Origin of the sequence: Paenibacillus sp. FSL K6-4396 (assembly GCF_038002525.1) — a bacterium.
GTDB classification, from domain to species: domain Bacteria; phylum Bacillota; class Bacilli; order Paenibacillales; family Paenibacillaceae; genus Paenibacillus; species Paenibacillus amylolyticus_B.
On record NZ_JBBOCR010000001.1, the window covers coordinates 748,376 to 774,399 of the forward strand.

General features: G+C 47.4%; 21 protein-coding genes and 1 riboswitch. Of the genes, 12 read left to right on the forward strand and 9 right to left on the reverse strand.

Annotated elements, in window-relative coordinates; translation table 11 throughout:
* Positions 1-202: 202 nt before the first annotated feature.
* Positions 203-1,135: a DMT family transporter gene (locus MHB85_RS03510; protein WP_192136377.1), complete on the reverse strand. Its 933-nt coding sequence runs from the start codon at positions 1,133-1,135 to the stop codon at positions 203-205.
* Positions 1,136-1,294: 159 nt separating this feature from the next.
* On the opposite strand from MHB85_RS03510, the gene MHB85_RS03515 reads away from it, so the two are divergent.
* Positions 1,295-2,689 (forward strand): aminotransferase-like domain-containing protein, encoded by a 1,395-nt coding sequence (locus MHB85_RS03515; protein ID WP_192136378.1) that lies wholly within the window; start codon positions 1,295-1,297, stop codon positions 2,687-2,689.
* 210 nt (positions 2,690-2,899) lie between these two features.
* On the opposite strand, the gene MHB85_RS03520 is transcribed toward MHB85_RS03515, so the two are convergent.
* Positions 2,900-4,219: a glutamate-1-semialdehyde 2,1-aminomutase gene (locus MHB85_RS03520; protein ID WP_192136379.1), complete on the reverse strand. Its 1,320-nt coding sequence runs from the start codon at positions 4,217-4,219 to the stop codon at positions 2,900-2,902.
* Between the two features lie 131 nt (positions 4,220-4,350).
* Positions 4,351-5,394, reverse strand: a complete 1,044-nt coding sequence (locus MHB85_RS03525) for an LCP family protein (RefSeq protein WP_091018703.1) — start codon at positions 5,392-5,394, stop codon at positions 4,351-4,353.
* A 213-nt stretch (positions 5,395-5,607) separates the two neighbouring features.
* Here MHB85_RS03525 and MHB85_RS03530 point away from each other — a divergent pair, with 213 nt between their 5' ends.
* From MHB85_RS03530 to bcp, 4 genes are read left to right on the forward strand one after another with little or no spacing between them, the layout of a single operon-like run.
* Positions 5,608-6,654, forward strand: coding sequence for an ABC transporter ATP-binding protein (locus MHB85_RS03530; RefSeq protein WP_036614079.1), 1,047 nt, complete (start codon positions 5,608-5,610; stop codon positions 6,652-6,654).
* A gap of 1 nt (position 6,655) precedes the next feature.
* Positions 6,656-7,450: an ABC transporter permease gene (locus tag MHB85_RS03535; RefSeq protein WP_192136380.1), complete on the forward strand. Its 795-nt coding sequence runs from the start codon at positions 6,656-6,658 to the stop codon at positions 7,448-7,450.
* A 5-nt stretch (positions 7,451-7,455) separates the two neighbouring features.
* The gene (locus MHB85_RS03540; RefSeq protein ID WP_091018699.1) at positions 7,456-8,241 is read left to right on the forward strand and encodes an ABC transporter permease; all 786 of its coding nucleotides are present in this window, start codon (positions 7,456-7,458) and stop codon (positions 8,239-8,241) included.
* Between the two features lie 45 nt (positions 8,242-8,286).
* A complete protein-coding gene (gene bcp / locus MHB85_RS03545) occupies positions 8,287-8,751 on the forward strand; it encodes a thioredoxin-dependent thiol peroxidase (RefSeq protein WP_105602349.1) in 465 nt (154 codons plus the stop codon).
* A gap of 126 nt (positions 8,752-8,877) precedes the next feature.
* Here bcp and MHB85_RS03550 read toward each other — a convergent pair whose 3' ends face one another.
* From MHB85_RS03550 to MHB85_RS03575, 6 genes are all read right to left on the reverse strand, one after another.
* Positions 8,878-9,978: a GerAB/ArcD/ProY family transporter gene (locus tag MHB85_RS03550; protein WP_341072391.1), complete on the reverse strand. Its 1,101-nt coding sequence runs from the start codon at positions 9,976-9,978 to the stop codon at positions 8,878-8,880.
* 56 nt (positions 9,979-10,034) lie between these two features.
* On the reverse strand, positions 10,035-11,159 hold the full coding sequence (locus MHB85_RS03555) for a GerAB/ArcD/ProY family transporter (RefSeq protein WP_341072392.1): 1,125 nt from the start codon (positions 11,157-11,159) through the stop codon (positions 10,035-10,037).
* A gap of 20 nt (positions 11,160-11,179) precedes the next feature.
* Entirely contained in the window at positions 11,180-11,416 is a 237-nt protein-coding gene (locus MHB85_RS03560) for a hypothetical protein (protein WP_091018692.1), read from the reverse strand.
* A 6-nt stretch (positions 11,417-11,422) separates the two neighbouring features.
* Positions 11,423-12,625, reverse strand: a complete 1,203-nt coding sequence (locus tag MHB85_RS03565; RefSeq protein ID WP_341072393.1) for a Ger(x)C family spore germination protein — start codon at positions 12,623-12,625, stop codon at positions 11,423-11,425.
* 24 nt (positions 12,626-12,649) lie between these two features.
* On the reverse strand, positions 12,650-14,164 hold the full coding sequence (locus MHB85_RS03570) for a spore germination protein (RefSeq protein ID WP_105602344.1): 1,515 nt from the start codon (positions 14,162-14,164) through the stop codon (positions 12,650-12,652).
* A gap of 174 nt (positions 14,165-14,338) precedes the next feature.
* Entirely contained in the window at positions 14,339-14,986 is a 648-nt protein-coding gene (locus MHB85_RS03575) for a DedA family protein (RefSeq protein ID WP_017690726.1), read from the reverse strand.
* Positions 14,987-15,227: 241 nt separating this feature from the next.
* On the opposite strand from MHB85_RS03575, the gene MHB85_RS03580 reads away from it, so the two are divergent.
* The 7 genes from MHB85_RS03580 to MHB85_RS03610 all read left to right on the forward strand — a co-directional run bounded on the left by MHB85_RS03580 (position 15,228) and on the right by MHB85_RS03610 (position 25,692).
* Positions 15,228-16,529 (forward strand): polysaccharide deacetylase, encoded by a 1,302-nt coding sequence (locus tag MHB85_RS03580; RefSeq protein WP_091018687.1) that lies wholly within the window; start codon positions 15,228-15,230, stop codon positions 16,527-16,529.
* Between the two features lie 118 nt (positions 16,530-16,647).
* Complete coding sequence (locus tag MHB85_RS03585) at positions 16,648-17,622, forward strand: AAA family ATPase (protein ID WP_341072394.1); 975 nt, start codon at positions 16,648-16,650, stop codon at positions 17,620-17,622.
* Positions 17,619-18,884 (forward strand): DUF58 domain-containing protein, encoded by a 1,266-nt coding sequence (locus MHB85_RS03590; RefSeq protein ID WP_091018683.1) that lies wholly within the window; start codon positions 17,619-17,621, stop codon positions 18,882-18,884. Before MHB85_RS03585 ends, MHB85_RS03590 begins: the two co-directional genes overlap by 4 nt.
* Positions 18,871-21,234 carry a DUF4129 domain-containing transglutaminase family protein gene (locus tag MHB85_RS03595; protein WP_091018681.1) on the forward strand — a complete coding sequence of 788 codons (2,364 nt, stop codon included), beginning with the start codon at positions 18,871-18,873 and terminating at the stop codon, positions 21,232-21,234. Before MHB85_RS03590 ends, MHB85_RS03595 begins: the two co-directional genes overlap by 14 nt.
* Before the next feature lie 374 nt (positions 21,235-21,608).
* Positions 21,609-23,147: a glutamine-hydrolyzing GMP synthase gene (gene guaA, locus MHB85_RS03600; RefSeq protein ID WP_091018677.1), complete on the forward strand. Its 1,539-nt coding sequence runs from the start codon at positions 21,609-21,611 to the stop codon at positions 23,145-23,147.
* 241 nt (positions 23,148-23,388) lie between these two features.
* Positions 23,389-23,640, forward strand: a complete 252-nt coding sequence (locus MHB85_RS03605) for a hypothetical protein (RefSeq protein ID WP_091018675.1) — start codon at positions 23,389-23,391, stop codon at positions 23,638-23,640.
* 404 nt (positions 23,641-24,044) lie between these two features.
* Positions 24,045-24,144: riboswitch (purine riboswitch) on the forward strand.
* Between the two features lie 171 nt (positions 24,145-24,315).
* On the forward strand, positions 24,316-25,692 hold the full coding sequence (locus MHB85_RS03610; RefSeq protein ID WP_047841443.1) for an NCS2 family permease: 1,377 nt from the start codon (positions 24,316-24,318) through the stop codon (positions 25,690-25,692).
* Positions 25,693-26,024 lie beyond the last annotated feature (332 nt).

Genomic DNA, 26,024 nt, shown 5'->3' on the forward strand with positions numbered 1-26,024 from the left:
CCCAATAGACTGTCCTCAGCAGTGTTAACGTGATTGGGGCGCTTCATACCGTCAGTTGAAATAACGAATACCCATGGCTTCTCTTACCTCTAGCATCGTTTCCCGGGCCGCTCTCCGATCAAAATGCGAGGTTCGGGGAGGATGGGAGCGTATAACTCGTTGAACCGGCGAACCAACTCCCGTTATCTCAATATGGGGAATCTTACTTGATTCCAGTGACCAGCCTATGTTTGCGACCGCTCATATTGGTGCCAAGCACACCAGCGATAATCAACAATGCACCAATATAGTGGTAGCTACCCACTGGTTCATGCAGAATCCATGCCCCTCCTATAATAGAGATGAGCGTGGACAGATTGCTGAATACACTCATTTGGGAAGCCTCCAGATGGGTCAGGGCATAGCTCGCAAGCAGGGTGGAGATCATGGTGGAGAGGATCGCCAGATAAGCGAGCGCACCCAGATAGGATGTATCTCCAAGTGGTTTGATGTAGTCCATCATGGAGCCGCTGGACGCATGTCGGATCAGGGAAGCGGCGTTAAATACAATACAGCCAACCATCAGTGTGACCCAGGTTAATTCCATTGGTTTATACTTCTGGGTTAATGGTCTCGCAAGTACGCCATACCCTGCAAAACAGACCGTGGATAGTAGCAATAATGCAATACCCTTCAGGTTACCTATAGACATGCCACTTCCTTGCATTATGAAAATAAAGACCACTCCAGCGACAGACAGTAACAGGAACAGCTTCTGCATCGTGGATGTGCGTTCTTTCAGGAAGACTGAAGCGAGAACGAGTGTGAATACAGGAGCCATAGCCTGAATAATTCCGGCTTCCGATGAGTTGGAAGATACAAGTCCAAAGGCTTGAAAGGCAAAAAATAAAACGGGAGATAGTAGCCCCAGCGGAATAATTCTCCACAGATCACGAAGGCTCAGTCGGATTTTAATCCAGCCAAAAATGACAGGAATGCTGACAACGATCAGCGACAGAGCGAATCGATGGGCAAGCACATCAATGGGATGTGCAACAGTGACGGTCATTTTAACAAATAGAAAAGATAGACCTATAATAGCCGCGTATAGTATAGCTGCGATATAAGCGTATCCCCGAGTGTGTGTTGTGTTCATGAATGCTCCTCCAATACAGTAGTCATAGCTCTTTATTTTTCAATATCCTGAATAATGTCAGGTTCGAGGCATGTGCTGGCCTTATTCAATATACTGCCAGGTGCATCGTGCTACAATAGATAAAAGGATGAACTGTAACGGTACAATTGTGGGAGAGGGATGGGTGCAGTGAGAAAATACGAAGTGATTGCCGAAGCGTTAAAGCAATGGATTCAGGAACAGATGCACCAGCAAGATCGTCGCCAGTGGGCAGATAAGGGCATTCGACTGCCAGCAGTTCGAGTTGTAGCAGAACAATATCAATGCAGTGTAAGTACAGCAATTCGTGCATATGAGTGGTTGGAACAGCGGCATTTGGTGTACGCCATACCTCAATCCGGTTATTATGCCGTACAGAATGGGACAGGTGCTCAGGATATGGACTGGCAGGGATCGTTGGACTTCGCTTCGGCTGCCCCTGATCCAAGGGTGTTCCCTTATGCAGACTTTCGTCACTGTGTGGATCTGGCGATGGAGAAGAAGCAGGCAGAGTTATTTATGTATGGCACGGATCAGGGATTACCTTCGCTAATTCTGCTGTTGCAGAAGCAGTTTGCGGATTATCAGGTGTTTGCGAGAACAGAGCAGTTCTTTATCACATCAGGTGTGCAACAGGCGCTGGCTGTACTTGCATTAATGCCTTTTCCCAATGGAAAGAGAAAAGTATTGCTTGAACTACCGACCTATCACAATATGCCCTCGCTACTGAGTGGATTAAATGTGCCGATTGCCGGTGTGAGACGTGCCCTGAATGGGCTGGACTGGGCATCGCTTGAACGTCAGTTCGCTGAGGGAGATATCAAGTTTTTCTATGTCATGCCGCGCTTTCACAATCCGATTGGCACATCGTTGACTGTTGCTGACAAGAAGAGACTGATCCGGCTTGCACAGCGGTACGATGTCTATCTGATAGAGGACGATTATCTGGCTGATCTGGAGGACAATACGAAACAGGACCCGCTATGGTCCTATGATACCGAAGGTCGGGTCATCTATCTGAAGAGTTACTCCAAAATTTTGTTTCCAGGCTTGCGCATTGGTGTAGCTGTTCTGCCCTCACCACTCATTCAATCTTTTGGGGCTTACAAAAAAATGCTTGATATCGACACTTCCGTTCTGTCTCAAGCTGCTCTGGAGATCTATGTCCACAGTGGAATGTTTGCTCATCACAGGAAAGTGATTCGTAACCGCTATGCTGCCCGGATGCACACGGTGCATGAGCAACTGGACTCATATCCAGACTTTGCTCCGTTTATGGACACTCCTCGAACAGGAGGGGAGCATACCGTATTACCTTTGGCGGGTGATATGCCGCTTCGTGTTCTTCTGTCCCGGCTTCAAAAGCGCGGAGTCATCGTGGATACGATAGAACGGTATTATCCGGAGGGAACATATCAGGTGCATCAGGATCAGATGCTGCGCTTGAACATCTCCAATGTGCCGAAGCAGCGAATTGAGGAAGGGATGAGGAAGATCCGGGAGGAAATTTTGAAACTTCAGATCAGGCAGAGATAAAGACAAAGCTATAACAGCAAGGCCATTACAACAAAACGCATATAGTTGTTACACTTAGCATCTATCTAGTCGTATTGGCCACATCACCACTGTCTGTATATAACAAAAGGCGTCCACACAAGTTGATCACTTGTTGGACGCCTTTTCCATGAGTTGTTATCCATCAACGATGTAGCTTGTACGCTATATTGTAGATGGAAATAATCCGATCTATTCCTGAGCCATCGCTTTGAAGGAAGCTTCTGCGGCTTCCAATGTAGCCTGAACATCCTCGTCTGTATGAGCCGTGGTCAGGAACCAGGCCTCATATTTGGATGGAGCGAGGTTAATGCCCCTGTCCAGCATGTGACGGAAGAAGGAAGCGAAGCGTTCCCCGTCCGTATCTTGGGCATGATCGTAGTTCGTAACTGGGTGATTACAGAAATGGGTGGAGAATGCACCACGAATCCGGTTGATCGTCAGTGCAATCCCATGACGGTCAGCAGAAGCTTGCAGACCCGCTGTCAGGTCGATAGCAAGACGTTCCATCTCTTCATATACACCCGCGCCTTGCAGGACCTCCAGACACGCGATACCAGCCGAGATGGATGCAGGGTTACCAGCCATCGTTCCCGCCTGATAAGCAGGGCCGAGCGGAGCAACCTGCTCCATAACGTGTTTGCGTCCGCCGTAAGCACCGATTGGCAGGCCACCACCAATAATTTTACCAAGAGCCGTCAGATCCGGTTCAATCTCTGCATGGTTATCGAGTCCGGCATACGTCTGAGTAGAACCGTAATGGAAACGGAAAGCCGTAATGACCTCGTCATAGATAACCAGTGAGCCGTTAGCCCGTGTCATGGCACAGAGGCCTTCCAGGAAGCCAGGTTCCGGCATAACCATACCAAAGTTACCAACGATCGGTTCAACCATGACCGCGGCAACATCATCACCCCAGCGCTCCAAAGCATCCTTCAGGGCTTCCAGATCATTGTAGGGCACAGTAATGACTTCTTGTGCAATACTGGCTGGAACTCCCGCGCTGTCAGGAATTCCGAGCGTGGACGGGCCTGAACCGGCAGCGACAAGCACCAGATCGGAGTGACCATGGTAACATCCGGCGAATTTTACGATCTTGTTGCGTTTGGTGTAGGCACGAGCGACCCGAATCGTAGTCATGACCGCCTCCGTACCGGAGTTTACAAAACGCACTTTATCCATGGAAGGAATAGCTTCCTTCAGCATTTTGGCGAGCTTGATCTCAAGCTCTGTTGGGGTACCGTACAGTACACCATTTGCTGCTGCTTCCGTAATGGCCTGCGTAATATGCGGGTGGGCATGTCCTGTAACAATCGGACCGTAAGCGGCCAGATAGTCAATATAACGGTTGTCATCGACATCCCAGAAGTGGGCCCCTTGGGCTTTTTTCATAAATACAGGTGCACCGCCACCAACGGCTTTGAACGAACGTGAAGGGCTGTTAACACCTCCTACAATATGCTCAAGTGCTTCTGCGTATAGAAGTTCGGAACGGGAACGTGATGGTTTCATAAGATAACTTCCTTTCGTAATTCAAAATATGATAAATTAACAAGCCACAGAAAGATATGATGATTTTCTCATAATAGTATAGCCGGGCACAACGAGAGGGCAGCGTAATGGCTGCCCTCTGCATGTTTAGATTACTGAGCCGGTTGTTCTGACTTTTGATCGTCACCACTGGCTGTTTTATCTTCGGTACTGGTCGTACTATCATCCGTTGTAGCAGGCGGGTGAATAATATCCTGAATATGCTGCTTCAATTTCTCTTCATTGGTAACCGTCAATACTTGCGCACCGCCTGCTGTACGTTCTTCTTTCAGCAGGTTCATTGGCGGAATCTGCTCACTGCCGTTCATGCTGCTCTGGTAACCGAGGCCACCCAGCTTCCACATATCGGAGAGTGTCAGATTCGTATCCACATAAGGATTAACCTGTTCCAGTATGGAAGGCAGTTTGGCAATGGTAGTTGTTGACTGCATTTTCGCTGTTACAGCTTTCAGCAACTCACGCTGACGCTCGGACCGAGCGAAATCAGACATTGCATCATGACGGAAACGAACGTACATGAGCGCTGTCTCGCCATCCAGATGCTGATATCCTTTTTTGAGATCAATATCGTATTCGTTATTGTCTGCTTTACTTGTATAGTGCATGTCTTTCTCCACATCAAAATCAACACCGCCAACGGCATCCACCAATTTGATGAATCCCTGGAAATCCGTATACACATAATACTGTACAGGAATGCCGAGCAGGTCGCCGGCAGCTTGCATCGCTGCATTAGGACCATGGGTGATGGCAGTGTTGATCCGTTCCTTGCCATATCCGTCAATATTGACGTAAGTGTCGCGCAGAATGGAGAACAGATTTATTTTTTTGGTAAGTGGGTCGAGCGATACAACCATCATGCTGTCGGAGCGGGGAACTTCACCTTTTTTCAATCCGCGCGCATCGACACCCATAACGAGAATATTTACCGTTTCTGTACCTTCCCATTTGGGTGGGTCAGGAGTATTTACTTTCTCCACATTCTCGATACCTGCGAATGGTGATTCGTCACCGTCTTTTGCCAAACCGTCCAACTGATTGAGAATAGAACCGAAATAATATGCCGCTGCTCCTCCAATAATCAACACGAAGGCGGCAAGAGAAATCCATATGGTTCTCTTCGTCTTTCTGGTCATGCTAGCTCTCCTTTGTATTTGAGATGAAATAAAAAAACGAGTTCGAGTATTCAAGTAAGATCTAGTCGGAGCTTTCCGTACACGTCTTTTCCCAACATAAGGGGAGGAACGCGGCTCCAGACTATTTTAAAGCTTGCTGAATTTTGACTGATACCATTATAATTTCTTTTTGGGCTACAAGCAATTTCAACAAAATCCAAGTGAGGTATAATCATGCTGGCGATTGATGTCAAAGATTTGCGCAAGTCGTTTAGCGTCCAGAAAAGCCGAGGTGGGCTGAAGGGCGCGTTCCAGGACCTGTTTGCACGTCAATACCAAGAGGTATTGGCTGTAAATGATATTTCATTTCAGATTCCGCAAGGCGAAATATGCGGATATATCGGGGAGAACGGTGCCGGTAAATCAACAACGATCAAGATGTTGACCGGCATTTTGGTGCCTACTTCAGGGCAAATATCGGTTGGTGGCTATGTTCCGTATCAGGAACGGGAGAAGTTTGTACAGAATATTGGTGTTGTTTTTGGTCAGCGCAGTCAATTGTGGTGGGATATTGGCGTTATCGAATCCTTCCATTTATTGCGCAAAGTATATCGTGTCGGAGAGGTCGATTTCCGTAAACGGCTGGATGAACTGGTTGAGCGATTACAGCTTCAGGATCTGCTGAGTCGTCCGGTACGGAAGCTCAGTCTTGGTCAGCGTATGCGCTGCGAGTTAGTTGCAGCATTATTGCATAACCCAAGTATTGTTTTTCTGGACGAGCCAACTATTGGTTTGGATATTGTGGTGAAGTCGGAAATTCGGGATTTCTTGAAAGACATGAACAAGGAGCATGGAACGACCATTCTGCTCACAACCCATGATTTGCAGGACATTGAGGCACTGTGTTCCCGGGTCATCATGCTTGATGCAGGCAACATCATCTATGATGGAGGTCTGGATCATCTCAAGTCCCAGTGGGGTAAGGAGCGGGAGATCCGCTTCAAGTTTGGTTCAGCTCACAACATCAGTCAGATGCAGGAATGGACTGCTGCGTTGCCTGTACGTTGGACGGTTGAGAATGAACTGTCCGCATCCGTATGGATTCCGCTGGAACTGAACGTTTCGGATGTACTCGGACGTGTCGTTGGACAAGCCGATATTACCGATATTCAGATTATCGAGATCAACACGGATGAGATTGTACGCAGTATTTACCAATCCGGTTCCGCCGAGCGTCCCGAGATTGTGGGAGCAGGGAAAGAAGCGGTGGGTGTATCCTGAGATGAATAGTGCATTTATTGATTTTATGCGCATCCGTTTTCTAACGATGCTGGCATACCGGGTGAATTATTACTCCGGCATTTTGATATATACGCTGAATATCGGCGTGTATTACTTTACCTGGCAAGCCATTTACGGTAGCAGTGGTGAACTCGGCGGCTTCACGGCAGCGCAGATGACCACTTACATCGCTGTATCCTGGATGGCACGTGCGTTTTACTTTAACAACCTGGACCGGGAGATTGCCGCAGATATACGGGATGGCTCCATTGCGATTCAATTCATCAGGCCGATCAATTACGTTATGGTCAAAATGATGCAAGGGCTTGGGGAAGGTATTTTCCGCTTCCTGCTGCTCATGATTCCGGGGATGCTCATCGCCATTTTGCTGTTCCCGGTTGAATTGCCTACGGCGCCATCGGCGTGGATTGGCTTTCTCGTCATGCTGTTCTTCAGTTTCCTCATAAATTCCCAGATTAATGTGATCACGGGACTAGCGGCATTTTTTGTGGAAAACAATGAAGGCATGATGCGTATGAAACGCGTCGTGGTTGATTTGTTCTCTGGTCTAATCATCCCGATCAGCCTGTATCCAGGCTGGATGTCCGCGGTGATGAAAGTATTGCCTTTTCAGGCCATTACGTATCTGCCCGGTTCCGTCTTCACTGGAAGAGTGGAAGGTACCGCCATCTGGAGTGTACTCGGTATTCAGGTGTTCTGGTTTACCGTACTGCTGCTTCCGATGGTATTGATCTGGCGTAAGGCGCGCAAGCGTCTGTTCGTGCAAGGGGGATAACAGATATGTACTATATGGGTCTGATTTGGGAATATTTGAAAAATTACATGAAAACACGACTCACGTACCGTGCTGATTTCTGGGTGGAGATCCTATCGGATCTGCTGTTCCAGGCAACCAACCTGATCTTTATCTTTGTGGTCTTCCGTCATACGGATAACCTGGGCGGCTGGAGTGAGAGTGAAGTGCTCTTTGTTTATGGATATTTTATGGTGCCCTATGGCATTTTTAGTTGTTTTATCAATCTGTGGGGATTCAGTGAGCGGTACATCGTCAAAGGTGAGATGGATCGTATCCTGACACGCCCCGCACATAATTTGTTCCAGATCTTGCTTGAAAATGTAGATCCGCCTGCACTGGTGGGCTCGTTTATCGGCTTGATCATCATGATCTTTAGCGGAGCAGAGATGGGCCTGGTGCTGGAGTGGTGGCATATCCCTGCCTTAATTATATTGGCACTCAGCTCAGTCATGATCTATGCCGGCATCTATACTACGTTGACTTCACTATCCTTTTATTCGGACGCGCCAACAGGTATCCTGCCATTGATGTATAACATCCAAGGGTATGGGCGTTATCCGGTAACGATCTACAACCGTGCCATTCAGGTGCTGTTAACCTGGATCATTCCGTTTGCCTTTGTGGGCATCTATCCCGCAGCCTTGTTCCTGGAAAGGTCCGAGATGCATCGCATGGCGCTGCTTACACCTGTGATGGGATTGGTGTTTGGCTCCATGGGCTTGCTTTTGTGGAATTTTGGCGTGAAGCGGTATCGCGGAGCAGGTTCATAATAACGCCCTATAGCAATTCATGGGGGAGATTAGGGAGGAACTGACATGACGTTAAAAGTAGGCGAATTGGCACCGAATTTTGAGCTTCCGTCCAGTACGGGAGAATCAGTAAAGCTTTCGGATTACCGCGGACAGCGGGTGCTGCTTTATTTTTATCCCAAAGATATGACCTCGTCCTGTACACAACAGGCTTGTGATTTCCGGGATCGACATGCTGAATTTGAAGGGCTGAACACGGTCATTCTCGGAATCAGCACCGATCCGATGAAACAGCATGACAAGTTTATCGCCAAATATGGACTGCCGTTTGCCTTGTTGTCGGATGAAGAGCACGTTGTAGCCGAGCAATACGGTGTATGGCAGCTGAAGAAAATGTATGGCAAGGAGTACATGGGTATGGTTCGCTCCACTTTTCTGATTGATGAAGAGGGGAAGTTGATCAAGGACTGGTCCAAAGTTCGGGTCAAAGGACATATCGAGGCTGCGCTTGAGGCTTTGAAGGCTATATAATACTGCTTTCACAGCATATATGTACCCTTAATATAAAGGCTGTGTTCATGGAAGTTGCCATGTACACAGCCTTTTGTATATCCTTTTATAATACAATTTGTTCGTCAGCTTCAGATGTTATCCGATTCATGAGGGGATGGGTTTACTCTTACGGGAACGAATGCGATAAACCAGTAAGAGGAACAGTGGGATGATGAAGCTGACAGTGATATCCCAGTCTACCCAAGCAGGCATGATCGTATCTGTATAGAAAATAACATTTGGAGCGATCAGCACGCCTAGGGCGAATAATAACAAGGACGAAGGCAAAATGAGAGGCTTATATGTCTTTAACCGAAATAATTGTGCTGTTCCCAACACAAAGGCGAATAGATATAACAGACTTTTGAAATAGGTAGAAATTAACCAGGCGATAGCCATGAAGGCCTCAATTCGTTCAAAGAAATTACCTATATTAATTTTCTGTGAAAGGGCGTATGAGATATAGATGCTGTGCTGCGTAAGTGTGTGTCCCATCACCATAAGTGACAGAAGCAGTAACAGGCTTAACAGTACTCCCCCAAAGAGGGTAGCCAGTAGAAAATCCCTTTTGAAATGAAATCCTGTTTGTACATACGGAAGAAACACAGAGAGAATGATAAGTTCGCCAAAGGAAGTGAACGCTGCGCGTATGCTAGACTCTACAAGATGTATCCAGGGCGTACTGAAATACGGCTGCAGATTTGCACTTTTGGCTTGAGGCAGGAGCCCCAAAAAGAGAAAAAGAATAAACACCACAACGATGGGAGTTAATAGTTCTGCGCTCAGCCCCATCGTACGAAAACCATGGATAAGTCCCCAAGCCAGGGAACAAATGATCATCAGAATAATGACCCGAATGGGAGTTTTCAGATATATTTGCGTCGTCATGAAGTCACCGACTTCACGGACACATATGGCTGCACCTATGGCGAAATAAAATAGATAGGCAACTGATAACATGGAACCTACCCAGGTCCCAAGTAATTGGTTACAGATTTCAAAAAGAGACAACTGGGGATGTGTTCGATGTAGCTTGTACAGGACCCACATGATGCCAACACCGATCGGCAGACCAATCAGAGAACAGAACCAGGCGTCCTGCTTGCCTACTGCGGTAACGAGGGAGGGGTAGATCAGTATCATATCTCCAACCATAACCAGAAAGGTGAGCAAGGTGAACTGTCGAATCGTAAGTTTTTCGTTCATCAACATTTCCTTTCGCTCCTTCCCATGAGGGATAATTTTCTTCAATTCCCTACGAATTATCCTTCAGTAGTTGGCTGAGGTTGTGAACGGGATGTTCTGCGGGATTTCACTAACGCTATGAGAACCAGCATACCCGGAAGAATGATACCTAGCGTGGTGTCCCAATCTACCCAGTACGGAACGATGGTGATGATAATAAATGTCAGGCTGGGCGCAACGAGATTGGCCATTCCATAAACGAGAAGTGTTGATGGTAGAATGAGCATTTTAAATTCCTTTAGCTTGAAGAGTTCTGCGCATCCGACAATAAAAGCGTATAAATAGATCATCGCTTTGAAATAGGTAGAAATGAGCCAAGAGCAAGCCATGATAACCTCGATTCGTTCGAAGAAACCGCCGATACTAATCTTTTGAGACAAAATAAACGAAGCATATATATTGTGTTGGGTTAGAAAGGGGCCGAGTACGAGCATGGATATGCTAACAAGAATGGCAAGGATCAAATTACCGAAACCTGCTGTGATAATGATGTCACGCATACGATGGCGACTGTTTGCGACATGGGGAAGAATCATCAAAATGGGAATGGTTTCTCCGACAGGATATATGATACTCACAAGGATTCCTTGCGATATGGAGACAACACCAGTATCCGATATGGGCTCCAGTTTACTGGTACTAACCTGTGGCAAAAGACAGAAGGCGAGTATCACGATAAACAGTATAACGAGGGGCATGAGCAGTTCACTCGTTCTCGCGATGGTCTCCAAGCCGTGATATACCCCCCATCCGATGGCAATCACAAAAATGAGAATGATGACACGAATAGGGGTGTATTGAAATATTTGGGACGTCATGAAATCACCGACTTCCCGGGTATGTGTGGATGTGCCAATCATGAAGAAGAACAAGTAAAAGCACGACAAAAAGGTGCCTGGCCAAAACCCCAGAATACTTCGGGAGATCTGCACCAGGTTTTTCCCTGGATGCATCGTGCCCAATTTCAGTATCAACGCCATGAGAGCCATCCCGAGTGGAACGCCAATAAGAGCACATATCCATGCATCTTGTTTGGCATATGACGTGATGACGGAAGGATAGATCAGCATCATATCACCTACCACTAACATAAATGTAAGGGTGGACAATTGTCTTGTACCGATCCGTCCCTTTTCGAGCATGATATACCCTCCCTCTTCACCTAAGTTCCAGTCAAGCGTGCTAATAAATGGTTCACGGGATCATAGATCCACATAATGATATACAGGGGACTGGGGAACTCCCACAAATTAGATGCAATAACACCGAAGAATGTAGCTGTGAGAAGCATTGCACTGTATACAGCCGTTTCTCTCCACTCCTTCCGGCGAATGAGGCCAGGCAGATCAACCCAGCCAATAATTACTGCTACGAAGATAACCGCCAATGTAAGCAACATGCTTCCTCACTCCTTCAGTTCATCTTTGAATGAATCATCCAGTGTACCGACACGTTTAATCTGCACATTGGCCTTGTACTTGATATCCAGTTCTTCGAAATATTTATCCCAGTCATTCTCTATCTTCTTGAAGAACTTGGGATCTGCATGGTACACTTCCTGTCCAAAACCAAATATATCGACATGAAACTTACGTCTTACTGAATGCACAGATTCCTGCATCAGTTCAATTAACCGTTCTTCACTATCGGATTCCAGCTCTTTGAGAACTTTCATTGAACCGATCCGTATTCCACATTCAACTGCGCCTATGGAGGAGACATTCTTGATATCAATGTTGATGACAGGTTTGCCATTTACGATTTTGGCTTTTCTCTTCGTTGTGGTGCGGAGTGTCTTAAATGTCACGTTGCCCTTCTTGCGACAAGGCATGTGGCTGACAGTAGATTCTACATTATCACGAATGTAATTGTAGCCTTTGGATTCATCCGCTGTTAACCAGCCAATCAGCTTGTCTTTCCGGAATACACTTAGCCCCGTTGTATTAAGGCGGGCTGGTGACCGGATGGTGGCTATATTCTCTTTATTACCACTTTGTTCTTTGTTACCGAGGATTTCTACACCCGTAATGACAGGCTGGATGCCGGGAGATATCATGAAATCCATTAATTCATCCCCGGTTACCGTGGTAGTAGGGGACCAGGTCTTGGCGGATACATCCAAGGAATTAAACAACTTTTCCGCAGGAATATTTTCTAAAGGTGTAAGCACATCAAGGACATGGGAGGCCGTTGTATTCTTTGCTACCATAACGTAATAATCAGGTCGAGCCGTAGGTTCACGCATTAGCGCTTCGATAACGTCGTATATTCCATCTTTTCGCGCATATTCCTCGCCAAATACCAGTACGCGGATATGCGCCATGAATATGCGGCGTGGACTGGTCTCCGTTAATTTCTGAATCGCTTCGAACAAAGTGGCAGCAGATGCTTGATACTGCGTAACCGGGGTGCCTTTGCCTCCTCCTGCCTTGGAAGATACCTCATTTGGAACAACGACCTGAGCACTCACTTTGATCATATCGCCATCTTTGTCCACACCGAGACCCAGCATAATGCCAAGTTCATTCAGTTCCTGGCGATCCCAGCATCCGGTAAGGAGAGGAAGCAGAAGGGCAAAGGATAAAATTAAGCGTAAGCATCTGTTCATGGATGTGCACTCCTTACCGAATTTCTACCGCTTCGTTTTTTTGGTGGACTGTCTGACTTCATTGGTTGCATGAGTAGAGAGTGGGCGAGTTCTCATATGGGACCAAGGCACACGAAAGATCGTGTCTTTAAGATCTTTCTGAATAAAAGGTGCAAATGGAGACATGTAGGACACCCCGAAAGAACGCAAGCTGCAGAGGTGAGTTACGGTAATTAACAGCACGATCAGGATGCCATAGAAACCAAATGCTGCCGCAAGTATCATCAATACAAATCGCAGAATACGTACAGAGATGGACAGTCCGTTTTCCGGAATAACATAACTGGAGATCGCAGTGATGGATACGATGATGACCATCGCAGCGGATACAACCCCAGCATCTACCGCTGCCTGACCAATGACAAGCGTACCGACAATGGATACGGCTTGACCCACCGTCTTGGGAATCCGTATGCCTGCTTCCCGCAAAATCTCATAGGTTAGCTCCATAAGTAAGGCTTCAATAAAGGCGGGGAAAGGTACGCCTTCTCGCTGTGCTGCCAGACTGATGAGAAGATTGGTAGGCAACATCTCCTGATGGAACGTGGTAATGGCAATATAAAAGGATGGGGCAAGCAGGGCAATAAAAAAGGCTAGATATCGGATCATTCGAATCAGCGTACTGATATCGGCTCGTTGATAATAGTCTTCTGGAGACTGAAAGAAATGAACAAACAAGGCAGGAACGAGCAATACAAAAGGTGTCCCGTCCACAATGATTGCAACACGCCCTTCAAGCAAAGCGGCAGACACGGTATCAGGTCTTTCACTGTTGTAAACCGTGGGAAAGATCGTCCCCGTCTTGTCTTGTACCAGTTCCTCGATATAACCACTCTCAAGGATGCTATCGATATCGATTTCATCGAGTCTTCGACGCAGTTCTTTTACAATTTCCTGATCCACGATATGCTCCAGATAGAGCACGGCAACCCGGGTCTTGGTGACCCTGCCGATTTCTCTTTCTTCAATCCAGAGATGAGGATTACGGATTCGTTTGCGAATTAATGAGGTATTGGTCCGCAGGTTTTCGTTGAATCCCTCCATTGGTCCGCGAACGACGGTTTGGGAGACAGGTTCTCCAACGGATCTATCTTCCCAGCCTGCTGCGCCAATCTTTAATCCACGTACAGATCCTTCGAGTAGTAGGATAGCCGATCCCGAAAGAAGTGCATTCATTACCTCCTCCATATCGTCCACCAGCAATACATCACTGGCGATCAGAATATCATTCTGAAGGTAGCTGAGATGTTCATCGTCTGCGGAGAATTCAGGGAGATCACGCTTTTGCAACAACGATTCCATGATGGAGTGATTCAGAATGTTCACATCCACCAATCCATCGATGTACAACATGACAGCAGGCCATTTGTGCAAACATTGCAGAGGTCGGATCATCAAGTCGTTGCTGTTCCCCATCACTTGTTTGCAATATTGGGTATTGTCATTCAGATTCGGAGAGATCTTCTTCTGGTCCTGATGGTTCTGCACCGATGCACTCATGCCTTCGCCTCCCTATATACCCTATATTTGCAAGTTAGTATGACCGGGATGAATTCGGATTATCACAAAAAAATAAAAGAATGATTCGTTCTTACACTGTTCGTATAAACGAAAAAAAAAGGAGCTGCGAAGACTCGCAGCTCCTTACTTTTATAGGTGGACGTTTGTCCGAATTTACTTTTGTCTTTGTCGAACAGGGGCTGGCTTGGATACGGTGGATCTTGCTGTCCATGCTTTGCGGTAACGATAAAGCACGGCTACGATAAGCAATAGGCCGATTCCTCCCACGATATATGCTGCATATTGGTGAGCCAGATGGAATACGGCATTCCATTGGGGGCCAAATATTTTGCCAATACCCAGAAACAGCACGACCCAGAACAGTGCGCCTGAATAGGCATAGAGAGCGAATTTACGAAAGGGAACAGCAGCTATGCCCGCAAAATATCCGGTGAAATGCCTTACACCCGGAATGAAATAACCGATGAAGATTAAGGCATTACCATACTTGGCGAACCACTTTTGCGTTTTATCGAGTTTGTCCTGCTTCAGCAGAAACCATTTTCCGTATCGTGTTATAAAGGGCAGTCCTGCTTTGGCTCCAATAAAATAAGTGATGGTCATGCCAATCGTTGTTCCCAGAAAAGCCAGTATGGTGAGGATTCCAAAGTCGAGATGCCCCTTGTAGGAGAGAAACCCTGCGTAAGCCATCGTTGTTTCACCAGGAAAGGGAAGTGCGATGAATTCAAGCAACAAGCCAAAAAACAATACGCTGTATCCGTAGGACCCAAACAGATGTTGGATCTTCTCAAGCAATTCCAATAGATTTCACTCTCCTGAATACGGGGTGGGAGCATGAATACTCTCCAAGGTGTTTTAATGTGTTCTGCCTGTCCATTATGCTACCTAATCTGAAGCTAAGAATCAATCAGGCTAGATAGCAAATTGTGAAAAAATATTAAACAAAATCACGTCTTTTTTCAATGTAGCCTCCATATAATTCTAACAAATCTGCTGAAGTCTATCAGCAAATTCACTAGAGACGGTGGAGGGCGATTCGTAAATGGTACAGAGACCGGAATTCACAATCAAGGAATTAGGGGGAAACTCTGCAACAACCATACATACGTTTTTATCTGGACAATGGTATGTCATTCTCGTGCGAATTACGATATTGTTATGTGCATTTGCTGTATATGCAGGCACGGCTTATGCATCTTCTGCTTCCGGCTCAGGTGATCCAATCCCGGAAGATAAGAATACTCAAGACAAGGTAGTCTATCTGAGTTTTGACGATGGACCGGGTAACCATACCCGTGAAGTATTGGATATTTTGCGTAAGGAGAAGGTGTTGGCTACATTTTTTGTGCTGGGTGAGCAGGCAGAGCGTTATCCCGAGTTAATCCGGGGGCTAGTGGAGGATGGACATGCTTTGGGCAATCATACGTTTAATCATCAATACGAACAATTGTACAGTGATTTTAAAGTGTTCTGGAAACAGATCAAGCAGACAGAGGAAGTGCTGGAGCGTATAACCGGTTTCCGTCCGAATCTGGTGCGGGCACCAGGCGGTACCTACGGGCATTTTGACCAGAGTTATTTTGATTTGCTCCAACTGGGTGGATACACCGTCATGGATTGGAACGTCGACAGTGGGGATTCCAAGCGTAAAGGTGTTCCGGCCAAAGAGATCCTCAGCAATTCGACCAAAGTACCTGCGGGAGCACGTTCGGTCATTGTACTGATGCATGACGGTGGTGCACATGCTGAAACGGTAAAAGCACTTCCGGGTATTATCAAATATTATCGTGATCATGGATATCGTTTTGACACCATAAAGAGTACAGATCAACCAGTTCAATTCCGTGTACATCCAGATGGTAAGTATAAGGCCCGCAAGGCGCCGGGAAAGGCCTGGATCGCAGAGCATGTAGAAGCGAACGCGACGTTATGGCTTGCAAACAAGAAGCTGAAGGTAGAGGTGGGATTGGCTGCGGCTACCTTGCAACCGGGTGAGTTCCGCATGGAGGGTCAGCGAATCATGGTGCCTTTGCGTACTTTTATGAAAAAATTCGGGGGCAGCACTCGCTGGGACTCTGAAACAAGGACAGCCATAGCAGTATGGAAAGAAAGAACGATTCATGCAGACGGTGTGAGCGGAACACTGACAACAACAGGGGCAATTGAAACGGGGGCAGTACAGAGTCATGGTGGAACCATCTGGGTTCCATTACGTGAGTTACTGGAGCAGATGGGGTTGAGGGTGAATTCCTTAACCAGTAATGAAGCAGAGTGGACGGTAAAGGCGGGCGCTTCCAGATCCATTTCAGCAATGAATAACATATTTAAGTATAAAATGATCTGAAGAAAGTCATTCTTGCAGGACTATTCTCTCTACTTCCGGGCAACACTGAATCATAGATTACTATGGTTCAGGAATGCTGATGAACGGAAGGAGATCAGGAGAAATGTCTTATATCCGAATGGAACATGAACATGCTGTTGAATTGTTAAACAGGGTCATGAAGCGTGTTGAGAGTGTGATTATTGGCAAAAAAACAGAGATTCGTTATGTCCTTACTGCAATGCTCAGTGGAGGTCATGTACTTCTGGAAGATGTGCCGGGTACCGGGAAAACGATGCTGGTTCGTGCCGTTGCTTCTGCACTGGACTGCTCCATGGGCCGGATTCAATTCACGTCCGATGTCATGCCGGCAGATGTTACGGGCACTTCAATCTATCATCCACATACATCTGAATTCAAGTTTCGGCCTGGACCTGTCATGTCCAACGTTGTCCTGGCTGATGAAATAAATCGCGCTTCACCACGCACTCAGTCTGCCCTGCTGGAGGCAATGGAGGAACGGCGTATTACGGTTGATGGCACAACCTATGCCTTGCCACGTCCGTTCTTTCTGTTGGCGACACAGAATCCGTTACAGTTCGAGGGTACGTACCGTCTGCCTGAAGCGCAGCTGGATCGATTTATCATGAGAATTGGACTGGGGTATCCCGATCCGGAACAGGAATTGGAATTGTTAATCCGTATGCAAAGTAGAGAAGCGCTTGATGAACTTCGCCCTGTCCTGCTTGCTGAAGAGGTCGTAGCCATGCAGCGTGAAGTCAAACAGGTACATGTTGATCCCGTCGTCAAACAGTATCTGGTGGCCGTTGCTGTAGCCTCTCGCAGCCTTCCGGCGGTCAGACTGGGCATCAGTCCGCGTGGAACACTGGCCTGGATGGCTGCCGCGCAGTCATTTGCCTATCTTCAAGGACGCAGTTATGTCATTCCGGATGATGTGAAAGAGGTAGCTGTGCCTGTCCTTTCCCACCGTATTCAATTGAAGGCCCAGAACAGAGCGGAGGTTTGGGGACAAGTACAAGTGATTGAAGAAGCATTGTCATCGGTCCCGGTACCTGTACAAATGGCATCACAGGGAAGGGGACGGAGGCAATGACTGCGCTGGGACAACGGATTGTGAGTGCTGTCTTGGTGGTCGCTTTTGCTTCCTTGTATCAGTGGCATGGGGGCAAAGCGGCGTTGTTTCTATCCGTTATAGCTTTCTTGATGTTCACAGGAGGTCTGCTTCTCCATTGGTTCGGACCACGGCGTATTCACATCCGTCGGAAAATAAACGCGAACCGGATTGAGGCAGGCGAGCAGGTACGGGTTCTGGTCGAACTGGAATTCAATTGCCGTATTCCATTGTTATGGATCGTTCTGTGTGAGAACACACCTGCAGGTGTTCATCGCAAATTGATTTTCCCGGGCACACGGCGACAATTTTCCTATCAATATGAATGTTCCGGTTTACGCAGAGGGGTCTACAGATGGGATACGGGCAGATTGTACTGGGGTGATATGTTTGGCTGGAATACCCTCTCCGCAGAGACCGCAGGAGGTACACCCTTGATTGTTGTTCCTCAAGCAACGGCTTGGGGGAAGGGGGATTCGGTAGAATTCGCAGCGATGATCGAAGGGACTCTGTCGGAGCGAAGAAATAGCCAAGGTAACCGTAGCCCCGAGTTTCGTGAATATCAGCAGGGTGACCCACTGGGACGAGTTCATTGGAAAAGTACAGCCAAAACGGGAAAACTTCAGACCTTTCTGCCCGATACCACGGATCTTGCCTCACTGGGTATCCTTGTGTATGAGGGCGCGTCGGGGTATGACGTAAAACAACGGGAGAACATGGATGCACCTGCTTTTGAACGAGTGGTTCGTGCAGCAGCCAGCTGGATTCATACCGCTGAGCGGGATGACATTCCTTATCATCTGTGGATGGAAGGCGGAGATAAGAGCCATGGTGCACAAGATCAATGGCAACATGGGTCATTCCTTGCAGATGATGAGAATCATGGACTGGACAGACTAGCGGGGGCACGAATATCCAAAGCACAATCTGTGTCTGTTTCACTCCGAACGGAGATGTTGGATGGACTGGCGAGCGGTTCGCGAATTGTGGTTCTCACAGGTAAGATGGATCAGGTTCTGGCCGAATGGATCATAACTGCAATCGGGTCGGGTTATCGTGTAGAGGTGCAATTGACTGAAGCGAACCAGAGCGAATTAGGATTAACGGATAGATTGATGAATGGATTGGGATATGACAGCTTAAGTTTGGAACGGCTTCGTCACAGCGGGGTGCCGATCCACGCGGTTACAGACATTGCGTTATCTTCATTGGGAAAGGTGGAGGTAACGGATGTGGGAGCGTAATGGTAACCAGCAACCCAATTTCACTGTGGCCGACTTAGAGTCAACGGACCGTACGAGAATAGAATCGGCCCATTCCGTATATAAAGCTGTGAACCAGAATTCAGTGACGGACATAAAGGATGAGGGATATGTGAGCGTACCTGTCCTGTACAAAATTGTTATTTCGGCCATTTTACTAATACTGTCTCTGGAGTGGATATATCCTGTTACATCATCAGGTCAGCAGGGCAGTGAACGGTTCTTGTCCGTAATGGCGGGATTAACGGGAGCATTGTTGCTCGCGGGTTTAATTCGTACAGGATGGATCACCGGAGTGCTGATCCGATTATTCATTGCACTCGCTGCTTTATGCCTGATGTACGGAGGAAGTGATCCTGTCCGTTGGGCGATCGCTTATCCGGGGATATTTTCAGCGGATATGGACACTTTTATAAATAACTGGCGATTTCACTCGATTAGTACAGAAACGAGAGGTTTGTTCATGATGTGCGGCTGGAGCATGCTCATGGCTTCTGTGCAATCCCTTGTGTTGTTACGTCGAAGTGTTATGCTGTTTGGCAGTGCAACGCTGCTCTATTTGCTTTTGCTTGAATCTTTTGCGGGGCTGGATGTGTATGCTTCTGTAATGCGGTCTGTCCTATGGACTTTTCTTATACAGGCTCTGCTCCAGCTATTACGTCTCAATGCAGCAGTCACTACTCCGAGTTATCGCGGCAGCCCTTATGGCCGTTGGAGTGCAGTAACTATCGTTGCATCTGCAGGTATGGTGTTTTTATCAGCATTACCTGGCCAGTTTGCTTCCATTCCTCAACCGGAACGCATATCTCTGGAACAGATGGGTGAACGCATAGCTCGCTGGGCAGGTTATACACAGCACAGTAGTATCCCTGCTGCAACGGCAGTCACGGGATATAGCACAGCGGACGCGCCTATGGGAGCACCGTTGGTGCAGGGGAACTCCATCTTTTTTATAGCAAAGAGTCCAAAAGTGACGTATTGGCGAGGGGAGACCCGTTCATATTATAACGGTAGTACTTGGAGTGATCCGGGTCAAAGCTTCGAAACGGCAAGTCCATCCGGAATGCTGCGTGCTGATGGTTGGGAGAATCCAACCTATTGGAGTCGCATTCGCCAAACCGTTACGATGCAGCGAGAGTGGAAAGGACCAAATCCACTCTTTACCGGGGGCATACCGGTCAACGTATCGTTCCAGGACAAGAACAAGGATAATCAGGAAAACATGTTTTCCTTGCTGTCTAATCGAGATTCGGCAACATTGTGGCTCGCAGGCTCCGGAAACGATAAGATAGTTAAAAATTATTCGGCAGATGTCATGGTTCCTGTCGCAACACCTGAACAGTTACGTCTGCTTGAGGAAACGAATAAAGAGAAAGATCCGGCAGCCATTCGGAGGGACTATCTGCAATTGCCTACGTCACTCCCTGGTCGAGTGCAGACGCTCGCCAAGGAAGTTATTCAAGGCAGTGAGACCCGGTATGACGCTGTGCAGGCCGTCAAGACTTATCTGGCTGCTCATGCCGAGTATACGTTGGATACCCGTATGCCACCGCGAGGAACAGACTTTGTGGACGATTTTCTATTCGTCACCCGGCAGGGGTATTGCAATCATTTCTCCACAGCCATGATTGTGTTACTTCGTTCGGAAGGTATCCCCGCACGCTGGGTTAAAGGTTTTGGCTCCGGAGTTGCTGACCCGGATGTGCCCAGTCAGTATGTGATTTCACAGGGAGATGCACATTCTTGGGTAGAGGTGTATTTTCCGGGTGCAGGCTGGATGCCGTTTGAGGCCACGCCAGGCTTCACCATGGCGCAAGGCGCGGGCGAAGATGTCGCAGCGCTCGCCGGGCCGCAGCCTGTTGTGGAGAATCCGCCGTATATGATCGGCGGATTGGCTAACGCGGGCGCATGGCTGCTCGCCCGCGCACGGGCCATTGCCGCGGAGCCATGGCTCGCGGCAGCCCTTGTGGCAGCGGCCTTGCTGGGCGCCGCTGCTCTGGTCCGCATGCGGCGGCTACGCCCCGCGCTGCGGTTAGGGCTGCTGCTGGCGTGGCCGCGCAGCAGCTTTCCAGACCGCGAGCGGCTGCTGGGTGCCGCCGCTCCGGTCTGGTCCGCGCTCGCGCGCCGGTACGGCCCGCGGCCGCCGGATATGACGCTGCGTGAATATGCAGCGTCACCGGCTTTGGCCGCAGGCGCGGACGGCGCGGACATCGCGCGGTTTGCAGCCGACTGGGAACGGCTGCTGTACGGTCCAGACCGTCCGCTGCGCACGGACAGTCTGGACTTCCTGCGCCGGGCACTTCATCTGGCCCGGCGCTTACAGGCGTTGTAACACAAGGATGTTACAACGTTACACCAAAGCATACAATCGCTATCGATTTCCAATAAAGCTTGGCCGCTTGAGGGTAGCTTGTGGGCAGATGAAGATCGCCATTGCTGGCGCACTGTTTTTAAATGCAGCGTTTGGTTCATCGCTGCATGCCATACATAAGACGCCTTTCGCGCTGCGCTGCGAACGAGGCGTCTTTCCACGATCATACACTTGAACCAGCATCTTGCTGCCAAGCTTTTCTATTCGGAATTTCATATTTAGAGGCATTTGGTAATCCTGTTTTGATATGTCGAAAAAAGGAGTTTCGCCTTTCCTTGACGGTATGTTTTGTCGTTGCGTATAATTAGTTTCATTGAATTGAGGGAGGCACGGTTATGAATAAGCAGAATGAGATTGTGGTTGTCCTTGACTTTGGGGGCCAATACAACCAGTTAATCGCCAGAAGAATCCGGGATCTTGGCGTATACAGCGAGCTTTTGCCGTATAACACACCGGCGGAAAAGATCGCAGAAATGGCACCAAAAGGAATCGTATTTTCAGGTGGGCCGTCCAGCGTATACGCTGAGAATGCTCCCCACGTGGACCCAGGTGTCTATGACCTGGGCTTGCCAATCTTCGGTATCTGCTACGGAATGCAGCTTATGGCCCAACAGCTCGAAGGTAAAGTAGAACGTTCCGAGAAGCGAGAGTACGGTAAAGCAGATCTTGAGTTTGCTGCTGGATCTACACTGGCAAAAGGTATTGAAGGCGAACATACGGTATGGATGAGTCACGGTGACCACGTGGTTACACTTCCTCCAGGTTTCAAACTGGATGCAGGCACGGAAAGTGCGCCAATCGCTGCCATGAGTGACGATGAGCGTAAATTGTATGCTGTTCAGTTCCACCCTGAGGTACGTCACTCTGTTCGCGGTAACGACATGATTCGTAACTTCCTGTTCGAAATCTGTGGTTGCGAAGGCAACTGGACGATGGAGACATTCATCGATGACACCATCAAAGACATTCGTGAAAAAGTGGGCGACAGTAAAGTACTGTGTGCGCTTAGCGGCGGTGTGGATTCTTCCGTTGTAGCTGCATTGCTTCACAAAGCCATTGGTGATCAACTGACATGTATGTTTATCGACCACGGTCTGTTGCGTAAAGGTGAAGCAGAAAGTGTAATGGAGACGTTTGTCGGCAAATTCGACATGAAAGTTGTCAAAATTGATGCACAAGAGCGCTTCATGTCCAAACTGGCTGGCGTGGATGATCCAGAACAAAAACGTAAAATCATCGGTAACGAGTTTATTTACGTATTTGACGAAGAGTCCAAGCAGTTCGATGACTTTGCATTCCTGGCACAAGGTACACTCTACACGGACATCGTGGAAAGTGGTACAGCGACTGCACAGACCATCAAATCCCACCACAACGTGGGCGGTCTGCCTGAAGACATGAATTTCAAACTGATCGAACCGCTGAGCACGTTGTTCAAGGATGAAGTACGTAAAGTCGGTACCGAGTGTGGCCTGCCGGACGAAATTGTTCATCGTCAGCCGTTCCCTGGTCCGGGCCTTGCGATCCGTGTTCTTGGTGAGGTTACCGAAGAAAAACTTAAAATTGTTCGTGACTCAGACTACATCCTGCGTGAAGAGATTGCCAAAGCCGGTCTCGACCGTGAAATCTGGCAGTACTTCACAGCCCTGCCTAACATGAAGAGTGTTGGCGTTATGGGTGATGCGCGTACGTATTCCTACACTGTAGGTATCCGTGCAGTAACATCCATCGACGGTATGACTGCGGACTGGGCACGTATTCCTTGGGATGTGCTGGAGAAAATCTCCGTACGGATTGTTAACGAAGTTGATAACGTAAACCGTATCGTTTATGACGTAACATCCAAACCACCTGCAACAATCGAGTGGGAATAGGGTATAGACTCTGAACGATAGATTATAAAAATGCTCTTTTATCTGCGGTATTTCGCAAATAAAAGGGCTTTTTTTTATAAGAAGAATATTGTGATCAAGTTTTCATTGGGTACTTTTTTTACAAATAGTACACTCTCAAAATTAATCCCATTTTAAAGTTCACTTCATGATCCTTTCAGGTCCAGCCTGTACAATAAGTACATACTAAGAGCTATATGCCTACTGAAAGGAGATTGAATGTATGCGTAAAACCGACTATATGAGCAAATGGAAGATGGGCATTGGAAGTGCATTTCTGATGGTGATGCTGGCAGGATGCGGTTCAGGTGTGCAAGATCTGGCTTCCGGTTCGGGGGACTTTCCATTTACGAATTTAGAGGCAGCGGATGCTTCTTCCGATCAGACCAGAAACCAGGAGTTATCCTCTGACACAACAACAAACGCGAATCAGGAACAACAAGAGATACAGGATACTCCTCAGACAGAGATCTAATTAACATAGGACTGATCCGGCAAAAAAAATTCTCCGGAACATGTCGCAAATTGCTCCATATACCTAATGAGTATATGCCTTCGGAATACGAGACATCGTTATTCCTAGATCATCATTCACCTGACTGCTAAAAACGCATCAGAAACATAAGCTAGCCTGATTAGAGCGCTTCTGCTCTTTGATCAGGTTAGCTTTTTTAGGTTGAAATGCTGAACTTTCAGTCTGACAGAATGAACATATTCCATTGAGATTTCACCGAAAAAAACGCATACAATTGGGTTGTAAACCGCTGAACTGGTTCAATCTGTTAAATAATACGAACGATATTATACAAGGGTGAGATTAATATTCGTTTTTCTCATTGACAAAAACATACTGCCCTCCTAAAATAGTGATGGGAAACAAACAAATAGCGCATACTTATTCGTATAATCCTGGGGATTGGCCCGGGAGTCTCTACGAGATCACCCTAATGATCTGGCTACGAAGAGGAGAAGGCTAAGCACATGAATTCTACATGATTGCGGGGACATCACGCACATTAGAATTTTTTTTGTTCTTAGTAAAGGCATCATGCCACTCCTTGTCAGCTGAACCCTGGGTGAAGAATCTTCATCAGGGTCATTTGTCGTTTTTCAATATGGCTTCAACATCTCTAAGGGGGAGTTAGTAATTATGGATCGTTTCTTTAAATTAAAAGAAAACGGAACAAATGTTAGAACGGAGATTGTTGCGGGTCTCACTACGTTTATGACAATGGCTTACATTCTTTTTGTGAATACGTTGTTCTTGGGACAAGCCGGTGCGGGGATGTCGGATAATGCAGTATTCTTTGCAACAGCCGTCGGCGCCGGATTAATGACTATTATTATGGGATTGTTCGTGAATATTCCGATCGCGCTTGCACCAGGTATGGGATTGAATGCATACTTCATGACTGTCGTTCTAAGCTCGAATGGAGCGATTACTTGGCAGGCAGCTCTCGGAGCGGTATTCCTTTCCGGTATTGTGTTCATTATTTTGACCGTGACGAAGATTCGGCAAATGCTGCTGGTAGCAGTTCCGCAGTCGATCAAAATGGCCATTACGGTGGGTATCGGTCTCTTTATTACCATTATTGGTTTCAAACTTGCTAATCTCGTGGCTGTAACAGTTAATGTTGCACCAGACGCAGATCTGAGTCAGCCGATTCCAGGTAGCAGTTTTAACCTGTCATTGGGCAACTTTGTAACACATCACGATGCATTGCTGGCCCTGATTGGTTTGCTCCTTATTGCTATACTGATGGTTATGCGCGTCAAAGGCGCTCTGCTGATCGGGATCGTAGCAACAACGCTGATTGGTATTCCGATGGGCGTTACGAATCTGAGTGGTCTTTCAGGCGCAAGCTGGTTGCCTAATTTCAGTGATCTGGCGGTTGGACAGCTAGATTTGAAAGGAGCCATCAGTCTCGGATTGTTCGAGATCATCTTCATCTTTACCTTCGTTGAGTTGTTCGACACGTTTGGTACGATGGTAGGTACTGCAACACGTATGGGGATTATGAAGGATAAGAAAAAAGGCGAGAAAACGATCGGTAAAGCGATGCTCGTCGATGCAGTTGGTGTCAGCGCAGGTGCTGCACTCGGCACAAGTACCATTACGGCATACGTTGAAAGTGCTTCAGGAGTTGAGGCAGGTGGACGTACAGGACTGACTTCGGTAACGACAGGTTTGTTGTTCATTTTGGCTCTGTTTATCGCGCCTCTTGCGCTTGTTGTTCCATCCGCTGCGACGGCTCCGGCATTGATCATCGTGGGTGTGCTTATGATGAGTCAAGTGCGCAGCATTGAGTGGGATGATTTCCTGCAAGCTTTCCCTGCGTTCCTTACCATTGTATTGATGCCTTTCACAGGTGGAATCGCAAACGGGATCTCCGCAGGTATCGTATCTTATGTGATTTTGGCGGTGTTCAGTAACTTGGTAACAGAGCGTAAAGTGAAAATTCACTGGCTTATGTGGATTTTGGCGCTCATTGTAGTTTGCCGATACGTATTTATTGGCGGGGAGTAGGGTTCGTTAGGTGTAACGAAGAAATATCTCAGATACGTTTGCTATCCTATAAATGAAGAAGCGGAAGCCACGGGATTTAGACCCTGAGCTTTCGCTTTTTTTATATTCTTTTCTTGGGAAAAATGAATCTCAGAAATGTTTTCCTTCTATTATAGAAGGAATGAATAATAATGATCTATGAGTTGTTGGTTGTTTATCCAATGAAATCATCGGTTAATAAGTTTCTATAACGTGATGAGTCTGTACTGTATACAATATGTGTTTCTCTATTACTCCGATTCATTAAAATTTATATCCGGATGTATCATCTGGTCGATAATAAGGAGATACTT